The organism is Lacticaseibacillus sp. 53-4 (assembly GCF_016861805.1).
Lineage (GTDB): Bacteria > Bacillota > Bacilli > Lactobacillales > Lactobacillaceae > Lacticaseibacillus.
The window spans coordinates 53,456-78,271 of sequence record NZ_BOLT01000003.1 but is presented as its reverse complement, the minus strand read 5'-3'; the positions used below and the strand labels follow the sequence as shown (position 1 = coordinate 78,271).

The 24,816-nt window shown below is 60.0% G+C and carries 24 protein-coding genes; 12 read left to right on the top strand and 12 right to left on the bottom strand.

Annotated features, from left to right (window positions below):
- Nucleotides 1-273 precede the first annotated feature (273 nt).
- The 3 genes from JUF21_RS02180 (at nt 274) to JUF21_RS02170 (ending at nt 3,233) form a co-directional block, all read left to right on the top strand.
- Complete coding sequence (locus tag JUF21_RS02180; protein WP_203624426.1) at nt 274-1,443, top strand: sugar MFS transporter; 1,170 nt, start codon at nt 274-276, stop codon at nt 1,441-1,443.
- 16 nt (nt 1,444-1,459) lie between these two features.
- The gene (locus JUF21_RS02175) at nt 1,460-1,864 is read left to right on the top strand and encodes a UPF0158 family protein (protein ID WP_203624427.1); all 405 of its coding nucleotides are present in this window, start codon (nt 1,460-1,462) and stop codon (nt 1,862-1,864) included.
- A gap of 112 nt (nt 1,865-1,976) precedes the next feature.
- Nucleotides 1,977-3,233 (top strand): divalent metal cation transporter, encoded by a 1,257-nt coding sequence (locus JUF21_RS02170; protein ID WP_308439741.1) that lies wholly within the window; start codon nt 1,977-1,979, stop codon nt 3,231-3,233.
- 90 nt (nt 3,234-3,323) lie between these two features.
- On the opposite strand, the gene JUF21_RS02165 is transcribed toward JUF21_RS02170, so the two are convergent.
- The 3 genes from JUF21_RS02165 to JUF21_RS02155 all read right to left on the bottom strand — a co-directional run bounded on the left by JUF21_RS02165 (nt 3,324) and on the right by JUF21_RS02155 (nt 6,425).
- The gene (locus tag JUF21_RS02165) at nt 3,324-4,040 is read right to left on the bottom strand and encodes a sulfite exporter TauE/SafE family protein (protein ID WP_203624428.1); all 717 of its coding nucleotides are present in this window, start codon (nt 4,038-4,040) and stop codon (nt 3,324-3,326) included.
- A gap of 345 nt (nt 4,041-4,385) precedes the next feature.
- Nucleotides 4,386-5,021 carry a TrkA family potassium uptake protein gene (locus JUF21_RS02160; RefSeq protein WP_203624429.1) on the bottom strand — a complete coding sequence of 212 codons (636 nt, stop codon included), beginning with the start codon at nt 5,019-5,021 and terminating at the stop codon, nt 4,386-4,388.
- Nucleotides 5,022-5,039: 18 nt separating this feature from the next.
- Entirely contained in the window at nt 5,040-6,425 is a 1,386-nt protein-coding gene (locus JUF21_RS02155) for a TrkH family potassium uptake protein (protein WP_203624430.1), read from the bottom strand.
- A gap of 118 nt (nt 6,426-6,543) precedes the next feature.
- Here JUF21_RS02155 and JUF21_RS02150 point away from each other — a divergent pair, with 118 nt between their 5' ends.
- The gene (locus JUF21_RS02150; protein ID WP_203624431.1) at nt 6,544-7,998 is read left to right on the top strand and encodes a peptide MFS transporter; all 1,455 of its coding nucleotides are present in this window, start codon (nt 6,544-6,546) and stop codon (nt 7,996-7,998) included.
- 238 nt (nt 7,999-8,236) lie between these two features.
- Here JUF21_RS02150 and JUF21_RS02145 read toward each other — a convergent pair whose 3' ends face one another.
- Together JUF21_RS02145 and JUF21_RS02140 are read right to left on the bottom strand one after the other, a co-directional pair.
- Nucleotides 8,237-8,923, bottom strand: a complete 687-nt coding sequence (locus JUF21_RS02145) for an NADPH-dependent F420 reductase (RefSeq protein WP_203662896.1) — start codon at nt 8,921-8,923, stop codon at nt 8,237-8,239.
- 1 nt (nt 8,924) lies between these two features.
- Entirely contained in the window at nt 8,925-9,968 is a 1,044-nt protein-coding gene (locus JUF21_RS02140) for an LLM class flavin-dependent oxidoreductase (RefSeq protein ID WP_203624433.1), read from the bottom strand.
- A 151-nt stretch (nt 9,969-10,119) separates the two neighbouring features.
- Here JUF21_RS02140 and JUF21_RS02135 point away from each other — a divergent pair, with 151 nt between their 5' ends.
- On the top strand, nt 10,120-10,845 hold the full coding sequence (locus JUF21_RS02135) for an alpha/beta hydrolase (protein ID WP_239061388.1): 726 nt from the start codon (nt 10,120-10,122) through the stop codon (nt 10,843-10,845).
- Between the two features lie 31 nt (nt 10,846-10,876).
- Here JUF21_RS02135 and JUF21_RS02130 read toward each other — a convergent pair whose 3' ends face one another.
- A complete protein-coding gene (locus JUF21_RS02130; protein ID WP_203662894.1) occupies nt 10,877-11,290 on the bottom strand; it encodes a hypothetical protein in 414 nt (137 codons plus the stop codon).
- Nucleotides 11,291-11,351: 61 nt separating this feature from the next.
- Between JUF21_RS02130 and JUF21_RS02125 the strand changes: the two genes are divergently transcribed.
- Nucleotides 11,352-13,319 carry a translation factor GTPase family protein gene (locus JUF21_RS02125; RefSeq protein ID WP_203662892.1) on the top strand — a complete coding sequence of 656 codons (1,968 nt, stop codon included), beginning with the start codon at nt 11,352-11,354 and terminating at the stop codon, nt 13,317-13,319.
- A gap of 25 nt (nt 13,320-13,344) precedes the next feature.
- Entirely contained in the window at nt 13,345-14,496 is a 1,152-nt protein-coding gene (locus tag JUF21_RS02120) for a DUF2075 domain-containing protein (protein WP_203662949.1), read from the top strand.
- A gap of 14 nt (nt 14,497-14,510) precedes the next feature.
- On the opposite strand, the gene JUF21_RS02115 is transcribed toward JUF21_RS02120, so the two are convergent.
- From JUF21_RS02115 to JUF21_RS02100, 4 genes are all read right to left on the bottom strand, one after another.
- Nucleotides 14,511-15,098, bottom strand: a complete 588-nt coding sequence (locus JUF21_RS02115; protein ID WP_203662890.1) for a YdeI/OmpD-associated family protein — start codon at nt 15,096-15,098, stop codon at nt 14,511-14,513.
- Nucleotides 15,091-15,966, bottom strand: coding sequence for an AAA family ATPase (locus tag JUF21_RS02110; RefSeq protein ID WP_203624437.1), 876 nt, complete (start codon nt 15,964-15,966; stop codon nt 15,091-15,093). Before JUF21_RS02110 ends, JUF21_RS02115 begins: the two co-directional genes overlap by 8 nt.
- 104 nt (nt 15,967-16,070) lie before the next feature.
- Nucleotides 16,071-17,000 carry a haloacid dehalogenase-like hydrolase gene (locus tag JUF21_RS02105; RefSeq protein WP_203624438.1) on the bottom strand — a complete coding sequence of 310 codons (930 nt, stop codon included), beginning with the start codon at nt 16,998-17,000 and terminating at the stop codon, nt 16,071-16,073.
- Nucleotides 17,001-17,030: 30 nt separating this feature from the next.
- A complete protein-coding gene (locus JUF21_RS02100; RefSeq protein WP_203662888.1) occupies nt 17,031-18,380 on the bottom strand; it encodes a PTS sugar transporter subunit IIC in 1,350 nt (449 codons plus the stop codon).
- Nucleotides 18,381-18,911: 531 nt separating this feature from the next.
- Here JUF21_RS02100 and pepI point away from each other — a divergent pair.
- Together pepI and JUF21_RS02090 are read left to right on the top strand one after the other, a co-directional pair.
- A complete protein-coding gene (pepI, locus tag JUF21_RS02095) occupies nt 18,912-19,790 on the top strand; it encodes a proline iminopeptidase (RefSeq protein WP_203662886.1) in 879 nt (292 codons plus the stop codon).
- Between the two features lie 21 nt (nt 19,791-19,811).
- Nucleotides 19,812-20,564, top strand: a complete 753-nt coding sequence (locus JUF21_RS02090) for an NADPH-dependent oxidoreductase (RefSeq protein ID WP_203662884.1) — start codon at nt 19,812-19,814, stop codon at nt 20,562-20,564.
- Nucleotides 20,565-20,620: 56 nt separating this feature from the next.
- Here the strand turns inward: JUF21_RS02090 and JUF21_RS02085 are convergent, their stop codons facing one another.
- Nucleotides 20,621-21,991, bottom strand: a complete 1,371-nt coding sequence (locus tag JUF21_RS02085) for an FAD-dependent oxidoreductase (RefSeq protein WP_203662882.1) — start codon at nt 21,989-21,991, stop codon at nt 20,621-20,623.
- Nucleotides 21,992-22,268: 277 nt separating this feature from the next.
- On the opposite strand from JUF21_RS02085, the gene JUF21_RS02080 reads away from it, so the two are divergent.
- A complete protein-coding gene (locus JUF21_RS02080) occupies nt 22,269-22,463 on the top strand; it encodes a helix-turn-helix transcriptional regulator (RefSeq protein WP_203662880.1) in 195 nt (64 codons plus the stop codon).
- Nucleotides 22,463-22,759, top strand: a complete 297-nt coding sequence (locus JUF21_RS02075) for a hypothetical protein (RefSeq protein WP_203662878.1) — start codon at nt 22,463-22,465, stop codon at nt 22,757-22,759. The genes JUF21_RS02080 and JUF21_RS02075 overlap by 1 nt, the downstream gene beginning before the upstream one ends.
- Nucleotides 22,760-22,793: 34 nt before the next feature.
- Here the strand turns inward: JUF21_RS02075 and JUF21_RS02070 are convergent, their stop codons facing one another.
- Nucleotides 22,794-23,420: a histidine phosphatase family protein gene (locus JUF21_RS02070; RefSeq protein WP_203662876.1), complete on the bottom strand. Its 627-nt coding sequence runs from the start codon at nt 23,418-23,420 to the stop codon at nt 22,794-22,796.
- A gap of 308 nt (nt 23,421-23,728) precedes the next feature.
- On the opposite strand from JUF21_RS02070, the gene serC reads away from it, so the two are divergent.
- On the top strand, nt 23,729-24,805 hold the full coding sequence (gene serC, locus JUF21_RS02065; RefSeq protein WP_203662874.1) for a 3-phosphoserine/phosphohydroxythreonine transaminase: 1,077 nt from the start codon (nt 23,729-23,731) through the stop codon (nt 24,803-24,805).
- Nucleotides 24,806-24,816: the final 11 nt, after the last annotated feature.

Sequence of the window (24,816 nt, the reverse complement as noted above, 5' to 3'; positions counted from 1 at the left end):
CTAACCGCCATTCGTTGGCTTTCTCTCGGGACTCACCCATGTTACACTTTAGGTATAGAAAAGGCGGCGTGCCATTCCGCGCGTCGCCCTGCAGACCGCTGAAGACGGTTGGCATTTAGTTTGAATAGTCGAAGACCGCTAAACCTCCTGCCAGAAGTTTACTAGCGGTCTTTTTTGTGCTTTGACACCAGTGACGAAGTAGTCACGCTGTAACCGTTGACATTGCTTGCCACTCCGCTAGAATTACCGGTATTGACGCATGCGGAGGGGCTTATGTTTTCTTTACTGTTGGGGATCATCTATTTGGCATTTATCAGCCTGGGCCTGCCGGACTCGCTGATCGGAGCCGGGTGGCCGGCGATGCACACGCAGCTCGGCGTGCCGACCAGCTATGTCGGCATCATCACCATGCTGATTTCGGCGGATACGATCATTTCAAGTTTGCTGTCGGATCGGCTAACGCGGCGATTCGGGGCAGGCAGGGTCACGGCGGCCAGCGTCGCGACCACGGCTTTGGCGCTGTTTGGCTTTTCGCTGTCGCCCAGTTTCATTTGGCTGTGTGTCTGGGCGGTGCCGTACGGGCTCGGCGCCGGCGCGGTCGATGCGGCGCTAAATAATTACGTCGCACTGCACTACAAGGGTCGGCAAATGAACTGGCTCCACTGCTTCTGGGGCGTGGGCGCGGCGATCAGCCCGAACGTGATGAGCTTTGCGCTGACTCACCAGCTGGGCTGGCAGGCAGGCTACCGCATCATCGGCATCATTCAGGTCGTCTTGACCTTTATCTTGATCGCAAGTCTGCCGCTATGGGCCAAGCCCCAAACCCCGGCAAGCGGGAAAACCGCCAGCGCGCCGCTGAAAATCCGCCAGCTGTTGCGCCTGCGCGGCATCAAGCAGGTCCTCGTGGCCTTTTTCGCATACTGCGCGCTCGAGGCAACGGCCGGCATTTGGGCCGCCAGTTACCTGGTTCAGGCCCGCGGGGTCGCAGTCACGACGGCTGCCCGGTTCGCCGCGCTGTTCTACATTGGGATCACAGTGGGCCGGTTCTTGTCCGGAATCATCGCCGATCAGCTGGGCGACCGGCACATGCTGGGACTGGGGACGGGCATCATGTTGGTGGGCGTGCTGCTGATCCTCTTGCCGCTGCCCGTGATGGCCGCGCTGGTTGGTCTTGTGGTCTTTGGCGTGGGGTGTGCGCCCATCTACCCGACGATCATTCACGAAACGCCGGCCTCGTTTGGCGCAGATCAGTCGCAGGCGGTGATCGGGCTGCAAATGGCGTCGGCCTATGTCGGTTCCACCTTTGCGCCGCCGCTGTTTGGCCTGCTGACCGGCGCAGTGTCCATCGGGCTGTATCCCGTGTACATTTTGGTCTTCACGGTGCTGATGGCCGGGGTGCTGATTTGGCAGACGCGGCTGATGCGCGGGAAGACTGCGGAATAGAAGAGAAGGTGCTCAGATGCCCATCAAGTTAAGTGCGGTCAGCGAAGCCATCGAGATGACCGATGAAGAATTAGAGTTCTTGTACGATCGCGAAGCGGGAACAATCATCCCGGTTCCGGACGATGACGACGAGGCGGAGGCCCTCTTTGAGGCCGATGATGATGAGCGGTATGTCGCGCTGCCGACACAATATGACCGAGACGATTACCAGCTTATGGTTCAATTTACCGCCAGGGTCGCAACAGGGGTGCAGCGCCCTCAATTTGAGCGTGCGCTGCATGGTCGTGGGGTCTTTAAACGGTTTCGCCGCGTCCTTGAGGCGGCCGGACTGCTTGACCGCTGGTATGAGTTTCAAGCTGCCGCGTACCAGGAACAGGCTCGGCAGTGGTGCCAGGCTAATGACATTGCATATGTCGAGTGACGCGACCAGTGGTGGGAATCTTTTCTATTTCTGGATCAAGTGCCCGCCGTTCTGGTAGTACAATAAGCCTATTCTTGAATGCGCGGCGAAGTGCCGACAGAGCGGAGTGGCAATTATCGAAAAAAATGACAATTTAATCAAAACTCGCCTTCGCGGGCACGGCTGGCTTGCGGTCTGGGGACCGGGTCTCTTGGTCATGCTGGCCGACACCGATGCCGGCTGTCTGATCACGGCGGCCCAATCCGGCGCGCAGTGGGGCTACACCATGGTGCTGCCGCAGCTGGTGCTGATCCCGGTCTTGTTCATGGCCCAGGAAATGACCGTGCGCCTGGGTATCATCACTCAGGAAGGCCACGGCACGCTTATCCGGAAGTACTTCGGGCGCGGCTGGGCGTGGCTGGCGGCGGTGACGTTGGGGATTTCCGCCGTCGGGGCGCTGTTGACTGAGTTCATCGGCATCGCCGGGGTTGGTGAACTGTTCGGGGTGTCAAAGTGGATCACCATTCCAATTGCGACGGCGTTTCTGGTCGGCATCGCCTTTTTGGGCGAATACCGGCGCGTGGAAAAAATCGGCGTGATGGTCGGCCTCGCCGAGTTCGCCTTTGTCATCGCGATGATCATGGCCAAACCGCAGCTCGGCGACCTGATGCGCGGGCTGGTGACCGTGCCTTGGCGTAATAGCAGCTATGTGTACCTGGTGGCAGCCAACGTCGGTGCGGTCATCATGCCCTGGATGCTGTTTTACCAGCAGGGCGCGGTGGTCGACAAGCACTTGACGGCCGCCGACATTCCGCAGGAGCGGCGCGACACCGCCGTTGGCACCTTAATCTCGCAGGCCATCATGATCGTGTTCATCGTGACTTTCGCTGCGACCGTCGGCAAGCACGGCGGCAGTGAGGCCTTCGCGACGGTGGGCCAAATGGCGGCTGCGCTGGCGCCGTACCTCGACGAGCTGCCCGCCAATCTGCTGATTGGCACCAGTTTGCTGGGCGGGTCGCTGGTCGCTGCCCTGGTGGTCGCCTTGGCCGGCACCTGGGGCTTGACCGAGGTGCTCGGCTGGCCGCACAGCCTCAACGAGCCGTTTAACCGCAAAAGCGCTGGCTTTTACCTGATTTATATCGGAGCGCACGTGATTGGCGCGGTGCTGGTGCTGGCGAACATTCAGCTGGTGGATCTGGCAGTCACGGTTGAAGTGATCAACGCGCTGCTGGTCCCGATCGTGCTGGGCTTCTTGTTGCTGCTGGAGGCCAAGGCGCTGCCAGATCAGTATCGGATGCACGGCTGGTACCGGGTGGTTGCCACGACCTTGTGTCTGCTGGTGATGGCTTTTGGGCTGTACATGGTCGGGCCGATGACGCACTTGTGGTAGTGTTTTGAGGCATTAGACATCAAAACCGCATCAATCGGGCACGCCCCTAAACTGCAGGGTCGACCCGGTTGGTGCGGTTTTTGCCGCTTGCTAGAAGAACAGGTAATACAGTCCGCTGAGGCCGATGAAGCCGTAAATCAGCGGCTTGATCTGCGCCAGATCCCACTTGGCGGCTAACCGCGTGGCGAGCAGAGTACCGAGGGTCGCCGCGATGATTCCGCCGAGGATGTAGGGGATAAGGCTGACCGTGATGATGCCGCTGGCCACCCGCACGCTGGTGATGTATATCGTGTCGAGCAGGAAGAAGCCCTGCAGGTTGCCCATGTAGGTCGGCACCGAAGTCGACAGCGAGAGAAAATACAGCGCCATCAGCGGGCCGCCGATGCCAAACAGGCCGTTAAAAAACCCCGAGATGATCATGAAGGCAACGGCGATGTACCAGGGGTAGCGCCGGTCGCCGGCAGTTTTGGCGAGGATGAAGTACAGCGCCAGCGCAACCAGCAGCACGCCCAGCAACAGCCGCAGCACATGCGTGTCCAACACTTTGCCGAGGCGGACCGACCAGGTGGCGACCGCTGCGTAGATCAGAAACGGCCCAATCACTTGCTTGAAGTGAAAATCGCGCCGGTAGCGCCACGCCAGGCTGGCGGTACAGCTGAGCATGACCAGGCCGCCCAGCCCGGCGGCTTCGGCGATGGGCAGGATTGCCGGAAAAAAGATCATCATGATGATCACCGACCCAAAGCCGGTGATACCTTGCACGAGCGCCGCGAAAAACGCGGGGATGAGAATGAGCAGCCAGTCCACGAAAAAGCCTCCTAACACCGATAGTTTCAGTGTGGCCAAGTCGCGTGGCACTGTCAATAGGCGTCAAGGCGGCCGTGTGTTCACGTGTGGGTTGCAACTGTCTGCCATCGTGGTACAGTAAAACTATCTTTTAAACTAAAGCGAGGTAAACGACATGACATATGACTTGAAGCTCAGCGAAGCAGACCTGCAGATGATCGAGGACTGCCACTCCAAGAACCCGTCCATCATCAAGGCGTGTGAAGAGGCCCGCAAGGCCGCAAAGTAACTCCTGATCAATCATGATGAGCCCAAAAGCAGCGGCCCCGCGCCAGGCGAACAATCGCCTGACGCGGGGCCGTTTTGTCATTGGGTATTTACCGTCAGCAGGACATCGTCTGCGCTCAAGATGGTGCTGGGCGGCACCGGGATCTGCGGCCGGCCGGCGCGAATCAGCGCCAGCACCTCGAGCCCGGCCGTGCGGCGGATGTCCGCCTCGGCTAGGGTCTTGCCCACCCACTGAGGGTCGGGCCGGCGCTCGGTGATGTCAACGCCTGGAATCTGGTCGAGCACGCCGAGGATGTTGGCGTTGACCAGCGTGTGGGCGATTTTTGCCCCCATTTCCACCTCCGGCAGGACGACCTGGTCCGCCCCGATACGGCTGAGGATTTTGGCCTGACGGGCGTCGAGGGCCTTGACCACGACCCGCCGGCAGCCGCGCTCCTTGGCCAGCATGGTGGCCATGACGCTGGCTTCGAACTGCTCGCCCATGGCAAACACGGCCACGTCGAAGTGCTCGATGGCCACGCGCGCCAGAAACGCGTCGTCGCTGGCGTCGCCCACCACGGCCCGGTCGACCCAGTCGGCAACGGCCTCGACGCGGGCCAGGTTGCGGTCCGCGGCCAGAATCTCGACGTCATTTTCCGCCAGGTGAGAAACGATACTGGTGCCGAAGCGGCCGAGCCCAAAGATGGCAAACGAGTGAGCCTGGGCGATTGTCATGGCGCTCTCCTTTCTGATTCAACCAACGAAAAGCGTGGCGGCAGGGTAGTCGACGGTGTGCGCCGCGCGCGTTTGCCGCGCGGTCAAGGCGATGGCCAGGGTCAAAGGCGACAGGCGGCCGATGAACATGCAGGCGGCGATGATGAGCCGCCCCGCGCTGCTCAGGTGCGGCGTGAGGCCGGTGGTGAGGCCGACGGTGCCAGTCGCGCTGGTCGCCTCGAAAATCAGGTCGAGTAGCCCCGGCTGAAACGCGCTTTGGGCCTCGGTAAAATGCAGCAGCAGGACCGCCGCGGCAACCACCGCAAACAGCGCGAAAAACACGGCCAACGCACGCTGCAGCAGTGCCATCGGAATGCGCCGACCAAAAATCACGATGCCGAGGCGCCCGCGCAGGCCGGACACCACCGCCGCGGCCAGCAGGGCCAGCGTGATGGTTCTGACGCCGCCGGCCGTGCCCGCCGGCGAGCCGCCGATGAACATCAGCCCGCAGGCAAGCAGCTTGCTGAGGTCGCCCAGCTGGCTTTGATCCAGCGTCGAAAAGCCGGCGGTGCGCAGGGTGACGGACTCAAAAGCCGCCGTCAGCCACTTCTGCGGGGTGGCAAGTTCACCCAGGGTGCCTGGGTTTCCCCATTCCAGCAAGGCAAACAGCCCGGTGCCGGCGCCCACCAAGATCAGGCTGGTGAGGCAGACCAGCTTTGCGTTGACGCTGAGGCGGCCGCGCCGGTGAAGCGGCGTGCGGCCTTTTTGGCGCAGGCGCTTAAGCTCGTACAGAACCGGAAAGCCCAGCCCGCCGAGCGTGATCAGTGCCATGACAGTGAGGCTGATGAGCCAGCTGCCCTGAAAATCGGCCAGCGAATTCATGCCGATAATGTCAAAACCGGCGTTGCAAAAGGCTGACACCGCGTGAAAAACGCCGTACCACAGCGCCTCGCCCATGCCGTAGCCGCGGTTTGCCGCAAAAAAGCCGAGCGTGAGCAACAGCGCGCCGGCGCCTTCGATCACGAGCGTGTAGCGCAGCACCTGACGGACCAGCCGTCCCATGCCGCCCGGCGCGTCCTGGTTGAACAGAGTTTGGATGGCCAGGCGCTGGCGGAGCCCGATGCGCTGGCGAAACAGGAGCAGGCTGCCGGCGACCACGGTGATAAAGCCGATGCCGCCAAGCTGAATCAAGGCCAGGATCACCAGCTGGCCAAACAGGGTCCACTGCTGCATCGTGTTGACCACCACGAGCCCGGTCACGCAGCCGGCGCTGGTGGCGGTGAACAGCGCAGTGAGCCAGCCGACCGATTGGCCGGTTTGGCTGGCCCACGGCAGCGCCAGCAGCGCGCTACCGATGCCGATCATTGCGGCGAAACTGACCAGGATTGCCTGCGGGGCGGAGAGGTGCCAGTGTCGTTTGCGCATCGCGGACTCCTTTCGAAAGTCGTTACCTTAACCTTAGCAAAGCGTCAAGGGAAAAGCATCGCGGACGCCTTGGCTTGTGCTATATTGAAACATAATTGGGCACAAAGAGGGGCGAATTGTGGCACAGCAAAGCAGCATTTCCCGGCAGCCGCCGGCATTCAAACTCATGGCACTGGGGTCGTTGGGCACGGGGTTTGCAACGTACGCAGTCAGCGCCATCATGATCTTGTACCTGTACGAGCCGCTGCACTTGGGCGGGCTCGGACTGGATCGCATCACGGCAACGCAGATCATGGCGGTGTTCTCCTCTTTGGGCTACGTGGCTGGGATCGCGGGCAGTTACGCGGCCGACCGGCTGGTGGGCCTGCGCAAGCCTTACCTGTACGGCACGCTGCTGAAAATTGTCGCCATCGCGCTGCTGGCCGTGCCGCGCGGCGGGCGCGCGTTATTTTTCGCCAGTCTGGTCCTGCAGGTGGTCGCGTCCGGGGTGACCGGGCAAAGCCTGAACGCCTTGGTCGGTTTGATTTACCGCGATCGCGGAATGATGCGCAGCACAGCGTTCACGCTGCTTTACATCGTCTCAAACATCGGCGCTGCGGGTCCGGTCATCACCGGCGCGGTGGCGGTGCGCTTCGGCTACCACGCCGGGTTTCTGGTGGCCGTGTTCGTCCTGCTGGTAACGACGGTGCCGTACCTCATCCTGAATCACCGCTTTCTCGGTGATTTGGGCGTGGCGGTGCCGGATCCCTTGCGCGCCAGTGAACGCCGGCAGCTGGGCCGGCGGGTGCTGATCGGCACCTTGTTGGCGGCCGCGTTGATTGGCGGCACGCTGAAGCTGGGCTGGCTCACCGCTAGTCGCTTTAGCAGCGCCGTCGGCATCCTGGGGATTGTTCTGCCGGTATGGTATCTGGTCACCATTGTGCGCAGTCCCAAGGTCCAGGCGGCCGAGGCGCGGCACGTCAAAGCCTATGGGCTGTTTCTCATCGGCAACAGCATCACGATGCTGGTGTACGGCCAGGCGACGGGGATATTGTCGCTGTACACGCTGGATCAGGTGAACCTGAACGTGTGGGGACTGCACCTGTCGGCCGCTAGTTTTCAAACCATTCCCGCGGTCCTGGCGGTGCTGTTTGGCACCGTGATCAGCGGCGTATGGGCGCGGCTGGGGCGGCGGCAGCCCAGCGCCAGCCGAAAATTTGGCCTGGGCATGCTGTTTTGGGGGGCCGGGCCGCTGTTCATGATCTTGCCGCTGCGCCTGTTTCCGCCGAGCGTGAAGGTGTCGCCGCTGTGGATCGTGATGTTCTACGTCCTGATTATCGCAGGTGAGACCCTGACCTCACCGATCGGTACGGCGCTGGCGAGCCAGGTGGCCCCGGCCGCGTTTGTGACCCAGATGATGACGGTGTTCACGCTGTCGCAGGCTGCCGGTTCCGGCCTGTCGGCGATCGCCGCAAACTTTTACACGCCAGGACACGAGTCCGGGTATTTTCTGGTCATCGGCGCCCTCGCCGTCTTGTGGGGGCTGTTCATGCTGCTTGCGGACCGGCGGATCACAGTCGGACTTGAGGGGTAAAATTGTTTGTTAACCCCATTGTATAGTTTGCCTGTTTTCGTTAAACTGTTTGAGACTAGGAAGGTGCTAGTCATCTCAAATGGCGCTTTCTCCCCCGAGCGGCGCAATGGCGACTGGCCGGCACCGGACCCGGCCAGTGGCCCTCATGGCTTAAGACCTCGCTGCCGCGATGCAGACGAGGTCTTTTTACGATCGAGGACAAAAAAATACCCTGCCGAGGTGGCAGGGATGGGGAGGCTTACTTGATTGGACCGCCGCGCTTGGCAATGATTTCCTTGCCGAACGGACTGTCGTAGACTGCGTCGAGCTTGGCCTGAAACTGGTCACGCGGGATGGCTTCGCCGAACAGCGGGCTGCCTGGCTCCAGCACCAGGCCAAATCTTAAGGGCCCGAGGTCGAACGGGTCAAAGCCGAACGCGGTGAGGACTTGTTTGACCAGCGGCCGAATGTCGTCGTGGTCAGTGGCGAAGGCCATGGCCCGCGGCACGTCCGGATGACGGTCGACTTCGATTTCCAGGTCGTGGTAGCCCATGTGGTTGAAGGCTTTGGCCACCTTATCGTCCTTGAGCCAATCTTGGATGACCTCGGAGCTGGAACGCGTGAAGTCGGAGATGCTGTTGTGGGTTCCGTCGACTTCCTTCCAGTAGTTGGTCGCGTCAAGGACGACCTTGCCGGCAAAAGCGGCGGGGTCCAGGTCCTTGTAGCGGCTCAGCGGAATGGCCAGGATAATGACGTCGGCCTTTTTGACCACATCGGCCGAGGTAGCGCTGACTGCGCCGGGGGCCAAGGTATCAATGACCCACTTTAGATCCGCGACCGAATGGGTGCTGCCAATCATGGTCGGTAAGCGGCGGCTGGTGGCGATGCGCGCCAGCGTGGAGCCGAGCTTGCCGGCGCTGAGAATCCCGATTACTGGCTCTGTCATTTTACTCGCCTCCCAGCAGTTCTTTGACCCGGGGAATGACCCGCTCGCCAAAGTTGCGAATGGTGGCTTCGCGCTGGCTGAGCAGCTGACCGCCGGTGCCGTAAACCAGGTCAAAGCGCTTCATGTCCAGCGCCTTCATGTTATGCGCGATTTTCTGGGCGACCTGCTCCGGCGTGCCGACGTAGTACGAGCCCTTGTCGATTTCAAACTCGAAGCGGTCGCGCGTCATTGGCGCCCAGCCGCGGTCGATGCCGATGCGGTCCATTTCGGCCTTGATGTACTTGAAGCCGACTTCCACCGCCTCTTGCTCGTCGTCTAAAATGATGCCATGGGCGTGCATGCCAAGCGGGTGCTCCGGCTTCTTGAACTGCGCGGCGGCCTTTTTGTACAGGTCCACATACGGGCGGAAGCGAATCGGCTCGCCGCCGATGATGGCGATGACGACGGGGATGTCGTAGGCCACGGCGCGAATGATCGACTCCGGCGAGCCGCCGACGGCCAGCGAGGTCGAAATGGTCTCACCGCTCGGGAGCTTCGGGTAAACCGTGGTGTCGGTCAGCTTCTGGGTGTACTTGCCGGTCCAGTTCATCGGCTTGCCTTCCAGCAACTTTTGCCACATCGCGATTTTTTCCTCAAACAGGCCGTTGTAGTCTTCCAGGTTGAAGCCAAACAGCGGGAAGGATTCCGTGAATGAGCCGCGGCCCAACATGATCTCCTCGCGGCCGTGGCTTAGCCCATGCAGCGTGGAAAAGCGTTCGAAGACGCGCACCGGATCGTCAGAGGACAGCACGGTCACCGCGGTGCCCAGTTTGATGTTTTTGGTCACGGCGGCCATTGCGCCGAGCACCACCTCGGGACTGGAAATGGCGAACTCCGGGCGGTGGTGCTCGCCCAGCGCAATGCGGTAAATGCCCAGATCATCAGCCAGCTTGGCCTCCTTGATCACCTGGCGCAGGGTTTCATCGCCGTTTAGTGGGGTGCCGTCATCCTGGAATGCCAGGTCGCCGAATGTGTCGAGTCCAAACTCATACTTTGTGTCAGTCATAGTTGCGCCTCCGATTGCTTACTTTTTGTAAGTTTAAATGTATCGTACCTGCTGACGAGGCAAAAAGCAAGTCTTTGGCGTGATTTTTTCCTGACCGGCCCCGTGGGTTATAATTGCGTCAACCTAGGTGCGGTGAAAGGGGCTGTTTCACGTGAAACGAAGGTCGAAGATTTGGCTGGGCGTGCTGATTGGGTTGGTGCTGCTGGTGGGCGTCGGCTGGGGCGCGCTTGAGGCGACCATGCACCAGCCCAGTCCCGCAGCGGCACAGGCCGCGCGCAGTGCCGTCAAGACGGACTACGGGCTGGCGTTCAAGGCCAAGCACCCGGCAGGCGCCGGGGTGCTCTTTTATCCCGGGGCACTGGTCGCGCCGGCCAGCTACAGTATTTGGGCTAAGCGCTTAGCCGCCTCAGGGACCTCGGTGTACATTGTCCGCTTTCCGCTCAACTTGGCTGTGCTGCGCGGCAACCAGGCCGACCGGGTGCTGGCAGAAACCAAGGGGCCAGTCGTCATCGGCGGGCACTCGCTGGGCGGTGTCATGGCGGCGCGCTACGCCAAGGTGCACCAAACCAAGCGCCTGGCAGGGGTGTTTTTTCTAGCGAGCTACGCGGACCAAAAGGGCCGGCTGACCAAGCGCGGGCTGCCGGTGCTTGCCGTCACCGCCGACCATGATCAGGTGCTGAACTGGACCGCGTACCGCAAGGCGAAGGCCAATCTGCCTAAGACCACGCAGTTCGTGGAACTCGTTGGCAACCACGCCGGTTTTGGCAGCTACGGCAAGCAACGCGGCGACGGCCCAAGCCCGGTGTCTGATGGCGCCCAGCAGCGCGCCGTTGCGCAGACGCTGCGCCAGTGGCTGAAGACGCAGGTCAACCGCTAAAAGCGCCTGCCAGATCCTGGCAGGCGTGGGCTTAGGCATGGCGGCGGAAAAAGTCGGCGGCGGTAAAGCCCGGCGGTTCCTTCAGGCCGGCAGTCAGCTCGGCAAACAGCGCGCGGCGCTGCTTGGCGTCCAGCGGATGGCCGGCCTTTTGAGCCTGAAACACCGCTGCCGTCAACCTTTCCGTGAGGTCGGGGTGCTGGCTTTCCCACAGCAGAATCGCAGCCTTTTTGGCCTTCGCCGCCACCAGCTTTTCCGGGTGGCGGTGATAATAATAGCCGATGTTGGCACTGTGGAACGACCGGTAGCCAAAGCCGCGGGCGTCGTCGAGGACGGCGTGCGTGATGGGATCGACCACTCGGATGCGCCGCAGCGGCTTGGTGTCTTTCGCGGCGCCAGCCGGCAGCGGCAGTTCGTAGACTTCCATCGCGTAATCTCGTTTGATCATCAGCGGATCTCCTTTCCTTGCGCTAAAATGAGATTACGCATTTTAAATCGGAGGCAGCTTGATGAAAAAAATTACCGCCGGCATCATCGCCCATGTGGACGCCGGGAAAACGACGCTGTCAGAAGCCCTTTTATACAAAACTGGCGCGCTGCGCCAGCTCGGCCGCGTCGACAACGGGGAAGCCTTTTTGGACTCCGACGCGCTGGAAAAAGCGCGCGGGATCACGATTTTTTCGCACGAGGCGAAGCTTCAATACCAGGACCTGGAACTGACGCTCTTGGACACCCCGGGACACGTGGACTTTGCCAGTGCGACCGAGCAGGTGTTGTCCGTGCTCGATTGTGCGGTGCTGGTGGTTTCAGCGACCGACGGCATTCCCGGCTACACGCGGACTTTATGGCGGCTGCTGGCGCGCTACCAGGTGCCGGCGTTTATTTTTGTGAACAAAATGGACGTGCCTGGTGCCGACCAGGCCCAGGTGCTGGATCAGCTGCAAGGCGCGTTCGGGGACGGCTGTATCGCCTTTACCGACCTGAACCAGGACCGGCAGGAGACCATTGCGCTGCAGGATGACGCGGCGCTGGACGAGTTTTCAACCACAGGCCAGCTGGCGGATGCCACGATTCAGCGGTTGATTGCTGCCCGTAAGGTGACGCCGGTGTACTTCGGCTCGGGCCTGAAGCTGCAGGGCATTGATGACCTGCTTGCCGGGCTTGAACGTTGGACCCAGCCGTTGCAGCCGACTGCGGATTTTGGGGCGCGCGTGTTCAAGATCTCATATGACGACAAAGGCGAGCGGCTGACCTGGCTGCGCGTCACCGGCGGCAGTCTGAAACCCAAGCAGGTGCTGCTTGGCGAGCAAAAGGCGAACCAGCTGCGCTTGTACAATGGGGAAAAGTTCTCGGTGGTGCAGGAAGTGAGTGCCGGCCAAGTGTGCGCGATCCCGGGCCTTCAGGACACGCACCCGGGGCTTGGCCTGGGCGTTGAGCCAGACGCCAAACCACCGGTGATGCAGCCGGTCATGACCTACAAGCTGGCGCCGCAAGCAGAAGACCCGCGGGCGTGTTTGACCGCGCTGCGGCAGCTGGAAGACGAAGACCCGGCGCTGAAGGTGAGCTGGTCCGAACGGCTGCAGGAGTTGCGTGTGTCGATTATGGGCAAGGTGCAGCTGGAGATTTTGACCCAGCTGCTCGCCCAGCGCTTTGACCTGCACGTTGCGTTTGGCACTGGCAGCATTTTGTACCAGGAGACGATCACCCAGGCCGTCGAAGGGGTCGGCCACTTTGAGCCGCTGCGCCATTACGCCGAAGTCCACCTGTTGCTGCAACCGGCGCCGCGCGGCAGCGGCATGACCTACGCGAGCGACTTGCCGGTCGAAGCCTTGAGCAAAAACTGGCAGCACCTGGTTCTGGCCAACTTGACGGCCAAGCAGCACATTGGGGTGCTCACCGGATCGCCTTTAACCGACGTGAAAATCACGCTGGTCGGCGGACGCGGGAGTAACGTCCACACGGTGGGCGGCGATTTTCGCGAGGCCACCTGGCGCGCCGTGCGGCAGGGGCTGATGGAACTAAAGCAAACCGGCGGCGACCTGCTGCTGGAGCCGTGGTACAGTTTTCGGCTGGTGGTCGCGCAAGACCAGGTGGGGCGCGCCATGGCCGACGTCGACCGCATGGCCGGCACGGTCGACCCGCCCACCGTCCCGGACCGCAATGGCACCGTGACGCTGACCGGTTTTGCACCGGTTGCGGCCATGCAAGACTATGGCCAAACCGTCAGCACCTACACCCATGGCCAGGGCCAGCTGGAGCTGCTGGTGGCGGGCTACCGGCCGTGCCACAACGCGGCGGATGTGATCAAGGACATTGGCTACACGGAGATCGGCGATACCGCCAACCTGCCGGGCTCTGTATTTTGCGCGCACGGCGCCGGGTACCCGGTGGCGTGGGAGGACGTGCCGGCCGCCGCGCATGTGCCTTACCGATACACTCCGGCGGAATTAGCCGCCATGACGGGAAAGAAGGACTAGTTTGACGCTTGCAGAATCGACGTTTATGTTGCCTGAAAAGGCGCAGCTGACTTGCGAACAGCAAACCATTCAGCAACAGGTGCTGGCTTTTATTGCCGCGCACTGCCGCGACTCCCAAGCCGCCGTGTTCGTGCTCGAAGGCGATGCCGGCACGGGCAAAAGTGCGCTGCTCAGCGCCGTGTTCAGTGCCGTGCAAAAGCAGGCCCGAACCTCTGGCGGTAAGCTTGCCGGCACCACCAACCGGCTGCTGGTCAACCATAACGAAATGCTGAAAATCTACTGGGAAGTGGCCAGCCAGGCCCAGTGGCTGCACAAGGCTGATTTTCAAAAACCGACGCCGTTTATCAACGCTGGCCACAAGGCGGATGTCGTGTTCATCGATGAGGCCCAGCTGCTGCTCAGCCAGCCCGACCCGTTCAACAGGTTCCGCCAAACTAACCAGCTCACAGAGCTCTTAAAGCTGGCCCATGTGGTCGTGCTGGTCTTGGACCTGCACCAGGTCACCAAGTTGAAAAGTCTGTGGACTCCGGCGATGATCAAGCAAACGCTGGCCGGCCATGTCGTTCAGCGGGTGCAGCTGACGGGGCAACTGCGGATGCAGTCCCCAACAGTCGCAGCGTGGGTAGATGCATTCGCCTCTGGGCGCCTGCTCCCGCCGCCGCATCCGGCCAATTATCAGCTGCGCGTGTTTGAAGACGGGGTCCCCTTGTACGACTGGATCAAGGAGATGAACCGCCAGCACGGCCTGGCGCGAGTGCTGGCCACAGCGGATTTTCCGTTTCGCGTGTACACGAAGGACCCTTGGTACGTGCAGGCCGGCAAGCTGCGGCTGCCGTGGGACCGAGTCAACTTCACCGACCGCCCCTGGGCCAGCCAGCCGCAAACCATCAATGAGGTTGGCTCGATTTACACGATTCAGGGCTTTGACCTCAATTACGCCGGGGTGATCCTGGGCCCCAGTGTGGATTACGAGGCGAAAACGGACCGGATTACGATCGACCCGGCCCGCTTCGAGGACCAAACAGCGTTTCGGCGGCGGCCCGATGGGACAGATTCAACTGCCGATCGTACCGCCATCATTTTTCACGTCATCAATATTTTGCTCAAACGTGGCCGCATGGGGCTGGGCTTGTACGCCGTGAATGCGGCGCTGCGCCAGCGGCTGCTGGCATTATAAGGCGATCGGCCTGGTCATTCCTGCGTTTTGCGGGGATGCCAGGCCATTTTCATGTAGACGTTGCCGGCTTTGAGTTCGGCCTGCATCTGGGCCTGGCGCTTGGCGCGAGTCGCCGGGCGCTTGGCCTGCGCGATCCAGTTGAGGTAATCGGTGCGCTGGTATTGCGGCCGGGCGGCGAACGCCTTGCTGAGGCCAGCTTGCGCCAGTGCTTGGGTGATTGCTTCGGGGACAGACACAGGTGGCCGGCGTTTTGGCGCGGCTGAGGCGGCCCCGTTCAGGCGCAAAGTCACCAGTTCAGCAATCAACGCTTCAGGCAGCGGCTGGTCAAACGCAAAGCGGATCGCGCCTTTGGAATGCGGGTACGGCGCAATTTTGGCCGGTGCGATCGCGGTCAGCGGGCCGCTCGTCGGGTACAGCGCAATGTCGTGCGCATTGGCGCCGAAGTACACCAGGTCCCGGCCCGACTCGAAAAAGGTCGGTTTGGCGTAGCTGATCTTCTCCTGGGCGGTTGGCAGCAGCGTTTTTAACAGCTGGTACATGGCCCGCAGCTGGGGTTGAGCGGCCGGGGCGGCTTGGTCAATGTAATCGGTAATTTCAGTCATGGTGAGGCTCCTTTTTGAATTCAGCCGCGTGCGCCGCGAAAAACTGGGCGTAGGTCTGCACTTCGGGCAGGTTCTGCCAGCGCCCCGGGGCGACCGGCACCTGGTCCAGGTCGTAGAGTTTAGCGTGTGACAGCGCGAGCAGGAACGGCGAGTGGGTGGCGATCACGAACTGATTACCGAAAAAGCGGGCACGGTCCGCGAGGTCGGCGGCCAGCTTTTGCTGGTTGGCCGGCGACAGCGAATTCTCCGGTTCGTCCAGCAGGTAGAGCCGCTCGTCCTGCAGCTTGTCCTGGAAAAACTGCAAGGCACTTTCGCCATTGGAGAATTCGCGGGCGTTTTTGGCCAGGTTGTCGCGCACATAGCGAGACTGGGTCTTGCTGCGGGCCTCCAGGACCTTCTTCAGTTCATCGTAGTCGCTGAGGTCGTGGTACTGAAAACTGGCGAACTTGTTGTCAAGATAGTCGTCGAACATGTCATCGCGGCGCCGGTCGATCTGCTGGTTCAACGCGCGGGTGTTCAGCATCGCGTCGAACACTTCGTCGGAGGAGATAATCGCTGACTCATCTGGGATTGGGGCGGCGAGTTCAAAATTGCACAGCGCCAGGTAGTCGGCCTCAAAGCTCGAGCGGTTGTACAGCGTGCCGCGCGCCAGGCCCAGTTTTTCGGCGATCACGTTCAACAGCGTCGATTTGCCCGAGCCGTTGTCGCCGTAGAAAATTGTGATGGGTTCAAAGGTCAGCTCTGGCACATGCTTTTGCGGGAAGATTTGAAACGGGTAGTAGGTCGAGTACGCACGTGATTTTTGTTTGATGAAAAAGTCCCACTCGGCGTCCTCATCGGGCAGGGTGAACGTGCTCAGAAAAGTCATGGGCGCACCTCCTTTGGGGCAATTGTACCCAGTCAAGGGCCGGCATGACAATAAAAAAACAGCGGCGCATGATCATTGCGTCACTGTTTGATGAGAAGTTTGGATTAGCGGTTGATCGACCGGGCCATGCGGGCGATCGCGTGGCGGGTACCACGGATGGCCTTGCTCAGCGGGTAAATGGTTTCGGTTGGCGGCACAACGCCCCAGCCGGCATCGCCGATGTGCTGGATGTCGACCCCGTCGATCTTGTTGCGGATCGCGACGGACTCAATGTAGCTGGCCCCGGAGCCTTCTTGCGAGGTCCCGATGGTGCTCATGACCAGCGCACCGTTTTCGTGGGCGAGCTTGACGATCTTCTTGATCTCGTCGTCGTCCAGGCCCGGCACGGTGCCGACTGCCGGCACCAGAATCACGTCGGCCCCGGCGTCCAGGAAGGATTGGGTGGCCTCTACGGAAACGACCGGCTCGTTGACGCCGGCGCCGTGCATCTTGCCGGCGATAACCAGACCCTTGAAGACTTTCTTCGCGACCTTGATGTTCGCGGCGATCTGGGCGTTGGTGACGCCGGTGCCAGGATTGCCGGTCAGGCAGACGAAGTTGAAACCGAGGCGCTGAACCTCAGTCAGGGTTTTCTCGGAAGCCATGCGGCCCTCGGGGATCACCAGCCGGGTCTCAGCCATGTCGGTGTTCGGGTCGACTGGCTCCAGGTTGACCCCAATCGGGCGCCCGACCAGCTTCTGCAGACGGTGAATGCTTTCGCCGTCGTGGCGCGGTTTGGCCGTTGCCAGATCGTCCTCGCCCGGGTAGAGCCCCAGGATAATGGGATTCAGGACATCCATGCCGTTGAGCAGGATCAGGTCGGCGCCAAACGCGGCGGCGACTTCGGAGTACGTGATGCCGTCTTGGGGTGGCGTGAGCACGACATTTTCAGACAACACGGTGCGGCCTTCGGAGGCCTTGATGCTTTGCTTGAGCTCGGCCCCGTTCATGGCGAGGACCTCGCTGCTGGTGGTACTGATCAAACGTTTAACCATAAGAAACTCCCTTTCGCACGCGGCCGACCCTCAGGCGGCGTCTTCTGCAGCCTGGCCAGCTTCTTCGATTTTTTGCGACTTGTTGACGACCAGCAGGAATGGCAGATAGATTAGCGTGTCGATGACGATGTTAAAAATCTGGATCAATGCGCCGGCAAAACTGTTGGTGGTCAAAAAGCCCGAAATGATTGGCGGCATGGTCCATGACACCATGGTTCCGGTGGTCAGCGGCACCAGGCCGGTGGCCATGACGATGTAGGTCGTGAGCGTGTTCCACATCGGGGCGAGGATGAAGGGGATGATCAGCGTCATGTTTAACACGATCGGCATCCCGAACATGGTCGGTTCATTGATGTTGAACAGGCCAGGCACGATGGTCAACGGCGCCAGTGTTTCCAGTTGCTTGCTGGAGCGGTGCACGAGCACCAAGATCCCGATGCCAAGGACCAATCCCAGTGTAGCACCGCCGCCGCCCATGAAGACAAAATTGTCGATGAACGGTTCGGTGATGATGTGGGCGCCGTGGTCGAGCGACAGCTTGCCGGCCTGAGCGAGCTTCAGGTTGGCGCCGGAGTTCATCAGCCACACTGGCTGGATCATGTTGTTGACCACGTTGGCGCCGTGAATCCCGACGAACCAGAAGGCGCTGTTCAAGAACGTGATGACCAGGGTGCCGCCCAGGGTATCGCCGAGCAGTCCCAGCGGTTTCGACAACACGTGCATGATGAGCAGATGGATGTTGCCCATCCCGGTCCAAGAAAACAGGGCGTACACCGCACCGAATAAGGTAATAATGGCAAACCCAGGAATCAGCGCAGAGAAGCTTTTCCCGATGGCCGGCGGCACGGAATCGGGCATGTGGATCTGCACGTCGTGGTTGATGAACCATTGGAAAATGCCGCCGGCGAGCAGGCCGATGATGATGCCGACGAACAGACCCTTGGAGCCCAGAAAGTCGTACGGCATGCCCTCGGCCGGCGCCTTGGCCCCAGTGAAAATGCTGGGGGTGACGACAAAGTACGAGGCGACAGCGATGATGCCGGCGGACTTGCCGTCGGTATTGTGCTGCTCGGCGTAACTAGAGGCGATGCCAAAGCACCCGATCAGGCCCAGCAACCCGAATGACCCGTTGGTGATTTTGGTAAAAATTGAGAGCAGGGCCACGCCGTGCATGCTGACGCTGCCGATCCAGGCGGTCCAGGCCGCGACCGGAAAATTCGCCAGAATCATGAAGAATGACCCGACGATGATAAGTGGAATCGTGGTGGTGATCCCATCGCGAATCGCGATGAGCGGTTTGAAGCGACTAAGGGTGGTGGCGACCGGCATCAGATACTTTTCAATGATACCGGAGACGCCGCCTTTCTTTGAATCAGCCATAGATAATTCCTCCTTTAACGCCGGCGCTAGGCGCCTGGCGTCATCCTCAAAGCAATGAATGGTGTGATCACGCAGCGCTCCCCCTAAACCTGACCACTGATGATCACAACTTAAGCCTAAAGCAATAAATTCATGGTAGTCAATCAATCGTACTGCCAATGGTTTTGTTATTATTAAGGCTATTATAAATATTGTTATTATTGCCGCCGATAAGGCTGCTTGGTCAGCATTTCTGATGGCAAGGGAAGTGCGCAATCGGTGGCGAGGACGGCCGACGCCGCAGCATTGACCGACAAATTGCCGCTGCCGTCAGGCTTCGTTTGCAGGGACCACCTTCTGATTGCTAGACCAATTTTAATAACTCGTTCAATATACCGCCATGAAAACAGATGGCAATAGATTATGTCAGCTTGTCTAACACCAGAACCAATTATTGTTTGTGCAGTTAGCGGCGCCGGATTCGGCTTTTACACACGCGCCGCATAAGGCCTATAATGACGCTTATAAAGCGAAGAAAAGAAGGCATCTCCCATGAAAATCGAAGAAGGCTACATGCCGTTTCACGGTTACAAAACGTACTACCGCATTGTCGGCGAAAAGACGCCAGGCAAGGCGCCACTGCTGCTGATCCACGGCGGCCCCGGCTCCTCGCACAACTATTTTGAGCTGATGGATGACTACGCCGAAACTGGCCGGCAGCTGATCATGTATGACCAGGTCGGCTGCGGCAAGTCATCGCTGCCGGAGGACGAAAGCATCTACGTTCGCGAAACCTGGCGCGAAGAACTCGTCGCGCTGCGCGAGTACCTGCACCTCGATGAAATCCACATGCTGGGCCAGTCGTGGGGCGGGATGCTGGAGATGTACTACCTGACCACGCTGGATCCTAAAGGCATAAAGTCGGTGATGATTGATGGCTCGCCGTCGTCCATCAAGCTCTGGATCAAGGAGCAGCACCGGTTGATCTCCTACCTGTCATACGAGGACCGCACCGCGATTGCCGAGGCCGAGCGCACCGGCGATTTCACGAGTCCGAAGTACTTGGCCGCCAACGACCGCTACATGGAGCGTTACTGCTGGGACGACCCAACACCGGACTCCCCGGAGCCGCTGCGCCGGCCGACCAACGGCAAGCGCGCGAGCCTGATTGCCGAAGGGCCAAACGAATTCACCGAAAACGGCACAATTTCCGACTTTGAAGTGACCGATGACCTGCACAAGATTCACGTGCCGGTGCTGGTCACAAACGGCACCGATGACCTCTGCACACCGCTGATCGCCAAAACCGTCTACGATCACATTCCAGGCGCCAAGTGGCACTTGTTTGCCAACTCCCGGCACCTGGCACTGCTCGACCAGCACGACGAGTTCATTTCCGTGCTGGACCAGTGGCTAAACGCGCACGACTAATCGTGCAAGAGGGATAAAAACATGAGTGAACCGCTGAATGATACGATCAACCGTCAGCTTCAGCACCGCACCATCCGATATTTTACGGATGAGGCGCTGTCGCAGGAGACCTTGACCCAGTTGGTCGCCGTCGCCCAGCACACCGCGACCTCGCATTATTTGCAGAGCTTTTCGGTGCTGTCGATCACAGACCGACACCTGCGCGGCCAAATTGCCGCGATCGCCAAGCAGCCGTACATCAATCAAAACGGGCACCTGTTTGTGTTCGTCGCCGACCAGCGTCGCGCGGCGGTGATCGCCAAGCAGGCCGGTGTTTCGGAGACTCATCTTGGATCAACCGACAAGTTTATTCAGGCAGTGTCGGATGCTGTGCTGGCCGCGCAAAACGTGGTGAACGCGGCCGAAAGCTTGGGCCTGGGCACGGTGCTGCTCGGCAGTATCCTGAACGACCCGCGGCAGCTGATTTCGCTGCTGGGACTGCCGCAGTTGACCTTCCCGGTGCTGGGCCTGATCGTCGGCCACCCGGCGCAGACTCCGCAGGAAAAGCCGCGGCTGCCGGAAGCGGCCGTGCATTTTGAGAATCGGTACGCGCTGCTAGAGCCGCTGGCGCTGGCGGATTATGATCAGGTCATTCACGACTACTACGCGACCCGCGACACCAACCGGCGCGAGGAGACCTTCACGGCGCGTATTGCGCGATTTGCGCAGGTTCTGCCGGAAAAGCGCGGCGAGCTTCAGGCGGCGATTCGTGAGCAAGGATTTCTAGCTGAATAAACCGCACAAAAGCGGCGTCGGAAAATTTTCCGACGCCGCTTTTGCCGTGCCTCAACTCATTCCGCTATCGCTGTGGTTTTACCCAGCAGTGCTGCCTGGGCCGCGACGTTAATGATGTGCCACGGCCGGTCGAACCCCGGTTGGAAGAAAAAGTCAGCGTAGGCCAGATCGCTCAGGGTCATTTTGCCCTGAATGGCCAGGCTGATGGCGTTGATGTTGGCCGTCACGTCGACCTTGGACATGATCTGCGCGCCTAAAATGCGCTGGCTATCCGCCGCGTAGGTTAGCTTAAAGTACACCGGGGCGTTACCCGCAGCATCTGGTACAAACGCCGGGCGCGCGGTATCTTCGACATATATCGATTTGATGGCAATGCCCAGCTTGGCAGCGGTGCCTTCCTTGCCGCCGGTGCTGGCAAAATGGTAGTCAAACACCGAAAGCGCTGAGGAGCCGGAGACTGCAGGCATTTTCATGGGCTGGCCGAGAATGTTCTTTGCCGCCGTCCGGCCTTGCCGGCGCGCCACTGTCGCCAGCGCAATGCGCTGTTTGCCGCCGACCGGGGCGTAAGGGACCAAGGTGGCATCGCCCACGGCGAAGACATCCGCGGCTGAGGTTTGCTGGTAGTCGTTCACCTTGATCAGGCCCTTGGCGTCAAGGTCGACGGCGCCTTTCAACCAGTGGGTGGCCGGCTTGATCCCGGCGGAGAGAATCACCAGGTCAGCGGGAAACTCCGCCTTATCAGTGAGCACACCCGAGACCTGACCGTCTTTACCGGTGAATTCCTCCACACTTTGGCCCATGGCTGGGGTGATGCCGTGTGCCACCAGGGTTGCCGTCAGCCGGGTCGTAAATTCCTCGTCGAGGTAAAGCTGCAAGGCGCGCGGCAAAATGTCGATCAAGGTGACATGCTTGCCGGCTTTGGCAAACACTTCTGCTGCCTCAACGCCGATATAGCCGGCGCCGATCACGACCACATTCGCCACGTCTGGGTCCACAGTTTTGGCCTTCAACCGGATCGCCCAGTCGCGGCCGCGCATGGCGTAAACGTTGGCAAGATCCGCGCCGGGCACGGCCAGTTTTGCGGGCTCGGCACCAACGGCCAGGACCAGCTGGTCGTAGTGCTCGGTGCGGGTGATGTCGTCATTTAAGTCATGCACGGTGACTTCGTGCTGCAGTGGCGAGACTGCTGTGATCTCCTGGCGCACGAAGACGTCGACGCCCTTGGCCCGAGCGCTGTCTGGGGTGGCGTAGCGAACATCATTCACGTTTTTCACGACGCCTTCCAGGTACAGCTGCATGCCGCAGGAGAGAAATGAGATAAAGTCCCCTTTTTCGTACCACTGGATCTCGGTTTCCGGCGTTTCTTGCAAGATGCCGCGCACCGCCTCGTATCCGCCGTGGGAAGAACCAACTACGATCACTTTCATCTGTTGAACCATCCTTTTTTGATTGCCGTCGATTAAAACAGCCACAATCCGTTTAATGATTTCAGCATATCATAAGGATGGTGTGAACGGTTACATTATCATTGGCTTACTTAGTCAACTATATGATTCTTGCGCACCGGCTCGCGGGTTGGCCGCGGTGAGAAGCTGCCACAATTGCTCAGACCAAACTGATGCTGATGGCAAAAAAGTTTGACATCTGGGCCCAGCGCTGATATGCTCTGGGTGTCAAATCCTTTTGACACCAGAAAGGAGCCTCATGCAAAATCAAATCTTGCGGCGGCGCAATGCGCTGGGGCTCACCCAGCAGGCGCTGGCCGAGCAGTGCGCCGTTTCGCGGCAAACCATCAATGCGATCGAAAATGATAAATACGATCCGACCCTGCGGCTGGCCTTCGCGCTGGCCAGGAGTCTGGGGACGACTGTGGACGAGTTGTTTAAGGGGGAATCGTGATGATACTTGCAGCTGTACTTGGTTGGGGACTGTTGGGTTTATCGCTCATTGCCATCGTGGTGATGATGCTCGCGCTGTATCGCGGCGGGGATGAGCGGCGCCACTTGATCGTGACTAACGCCGCGGCCGCCACCTTTAAAATGATTGCGCTGATCGACATCATCTTGATCGTGTTTTACGCCATTCAGGGGCATAATGTGATTGCTGCCAGTGACTCAAGCTACTTTGCCCAACTGACCATCATGGCGATCTTTTTCACCTATTACCTGTGGCATTATCAGCGCCGATTCAGCTAGACCGGCCAAAAAAATCGCCGCTGGCGGCGATTCCTTAATACGTTTGCGCGTCAAACCGGTTGTAGTACCACAGGTGTGCGGCGCGACCGGCGGTTTGCGTGATTTTAGTGACTGAAGTGTTGTCCGGTTCCGGCAAGCTCATGGGGTCTCTGGGCTGCAGCACCGCCAGCGCGGCGGCCTTGACCGTGAAGCCGTGGGTGACGACCACGATTTTCTGGTCGGGATAGCTCTCAGTCTGGGCGGCCATGAAGTCAGCCACGCGGGCCACTACGGCATCAAACGTCTCACCGCCTGTGGCGTACTTCACGTAACTCGGCAGGACGTCGTGTAGGATTGGGTCGTACACGTCGGGATGCTGCCGCTCCAGCTCGTGGTTATTTTGCCCGTCCCACTTCCCGTAGGAAATCTCCACCAGCCGCTGGTCCAGCGTGATTGGCAGGTGGGCCTTGGCGTTTAAAATGGCGGCTGTCTCCTGGGTGCGGGCCAGCGGGCTGACCAGCATCGCGGCGCACCCGCTGATGTCGAAGCTGGCCGCGAGGCGCTCGGCCTGCCGCTTGCCAGTCTCAGTCAGGTGGGTCCGCTCGTCGTTGATGATGCCTTGCTTGATGTAGTGTGTGTTGGCCGTGGTTTGGCCGTGGCGAATAAAGTAAAAAGTGGTCATGTTATCCTCCCTGACTGCTGTTGCTGTTATTATGGCACACTTCATCAAGTTGACATCAAATTTTAATCATGATACAGTGTGAGCATTCAAGGGAGCAGGAGGTTATTTTATGACAACCCAACAGATTCACAACCTCATTTCATCATCACGGTCATCTCGCATGCATTTGCGTAGACCGTGATTTGAGCTTCCTTCAAACCAAATGGTCTCGCAGGTGCTAATCCTGTGAGACCGTGACTGCTTCATCTCACGTCCTCACAGTCAGCTGTGAGGACGTTTTTTATTGGGACATTCGAGGAGGAGAAATTATGCCAGTTTATAACTTTGCTGCCGGCCCGGCCGTCATGCCGGTGCCGGTCGTCAACCAGATTCAAAAGGAACTGCCGTCGCTGAACGGGTCGGGGATGAGCATCATGGAGATCTCGCATCGCTCGGCCCAGTTCGATGACATTCTGCAAACCGCCAAGCAAGACCTGCGCGACCTAATGGCCATTCCCGATGATTACGCGATCCTATTCTTCCAAGGCGGCGGCACCGGTCAATTCGCGGCCGCACCGCTGAACATGGCGAGCAAGTACCACCACATCGCCGTGCTGGACTCAGGCCAGTGGGCGACCCGCGCACGAGACGAGGCGGCTAACCTCGGGGTGACGGCCGACACGGTGGGGTCGAGTTTGGCGGACCACTATCACCACTTGCCACACCTCGCCGCACCGCTGGCGAAGGACACATACGACTACCTGCACATCACGACCAACAACACCATTGAAGGCACCGCGTACCGCGACCTGCCGAACGCCAACGGCACGCCGCTGATTGGGGACATGTCTTCGAACATTTTGGCACAGCGCTACCGCGTCGAAGACTTCGCTGAGATTTTTGCCGGCGCCCAGAAGAACCTGGGGCCGGCCGGTGTCACCCTGGTCATTGTGAAAAAGGCGCTGGTGCACCACCTGACTGGCCTGCCCAGCATGCTGGACTATGACCTATTCATCAAAAAGGATTCGCTGTACAACACGCCGCCGGTGTTCGCGATTTACGCGCTGGGGCTCACCCTCAAATGGGCGAAGGCCCAAGGCGGCGTTGATGCCTTGCAGGCGCGCAACGAGCAAAAGTCCGCGAAGCTGTACGCCTTTCTCGATCAGTCCAAGCTGTTCCATAACTTAGTCAAGCCGGAGGACCGTTCGCTGACCAACGTGCCGTTTGTCACCGGCGACGCCAAACTGGACCAAGCGGCCGTGGACGCCGCGGCGCAGGCGGGGCTGATGAACCTCAAGGGCCACCGCAGTGTCGGCGGCCTGCGCGCCAGCTTGTACAACGCGATGCCGGAGGCCGGCGTCGACGCGTTGATCGATTTTCTTCACGATTTTGAGCAGCACCACTAGGAGGCAAACGA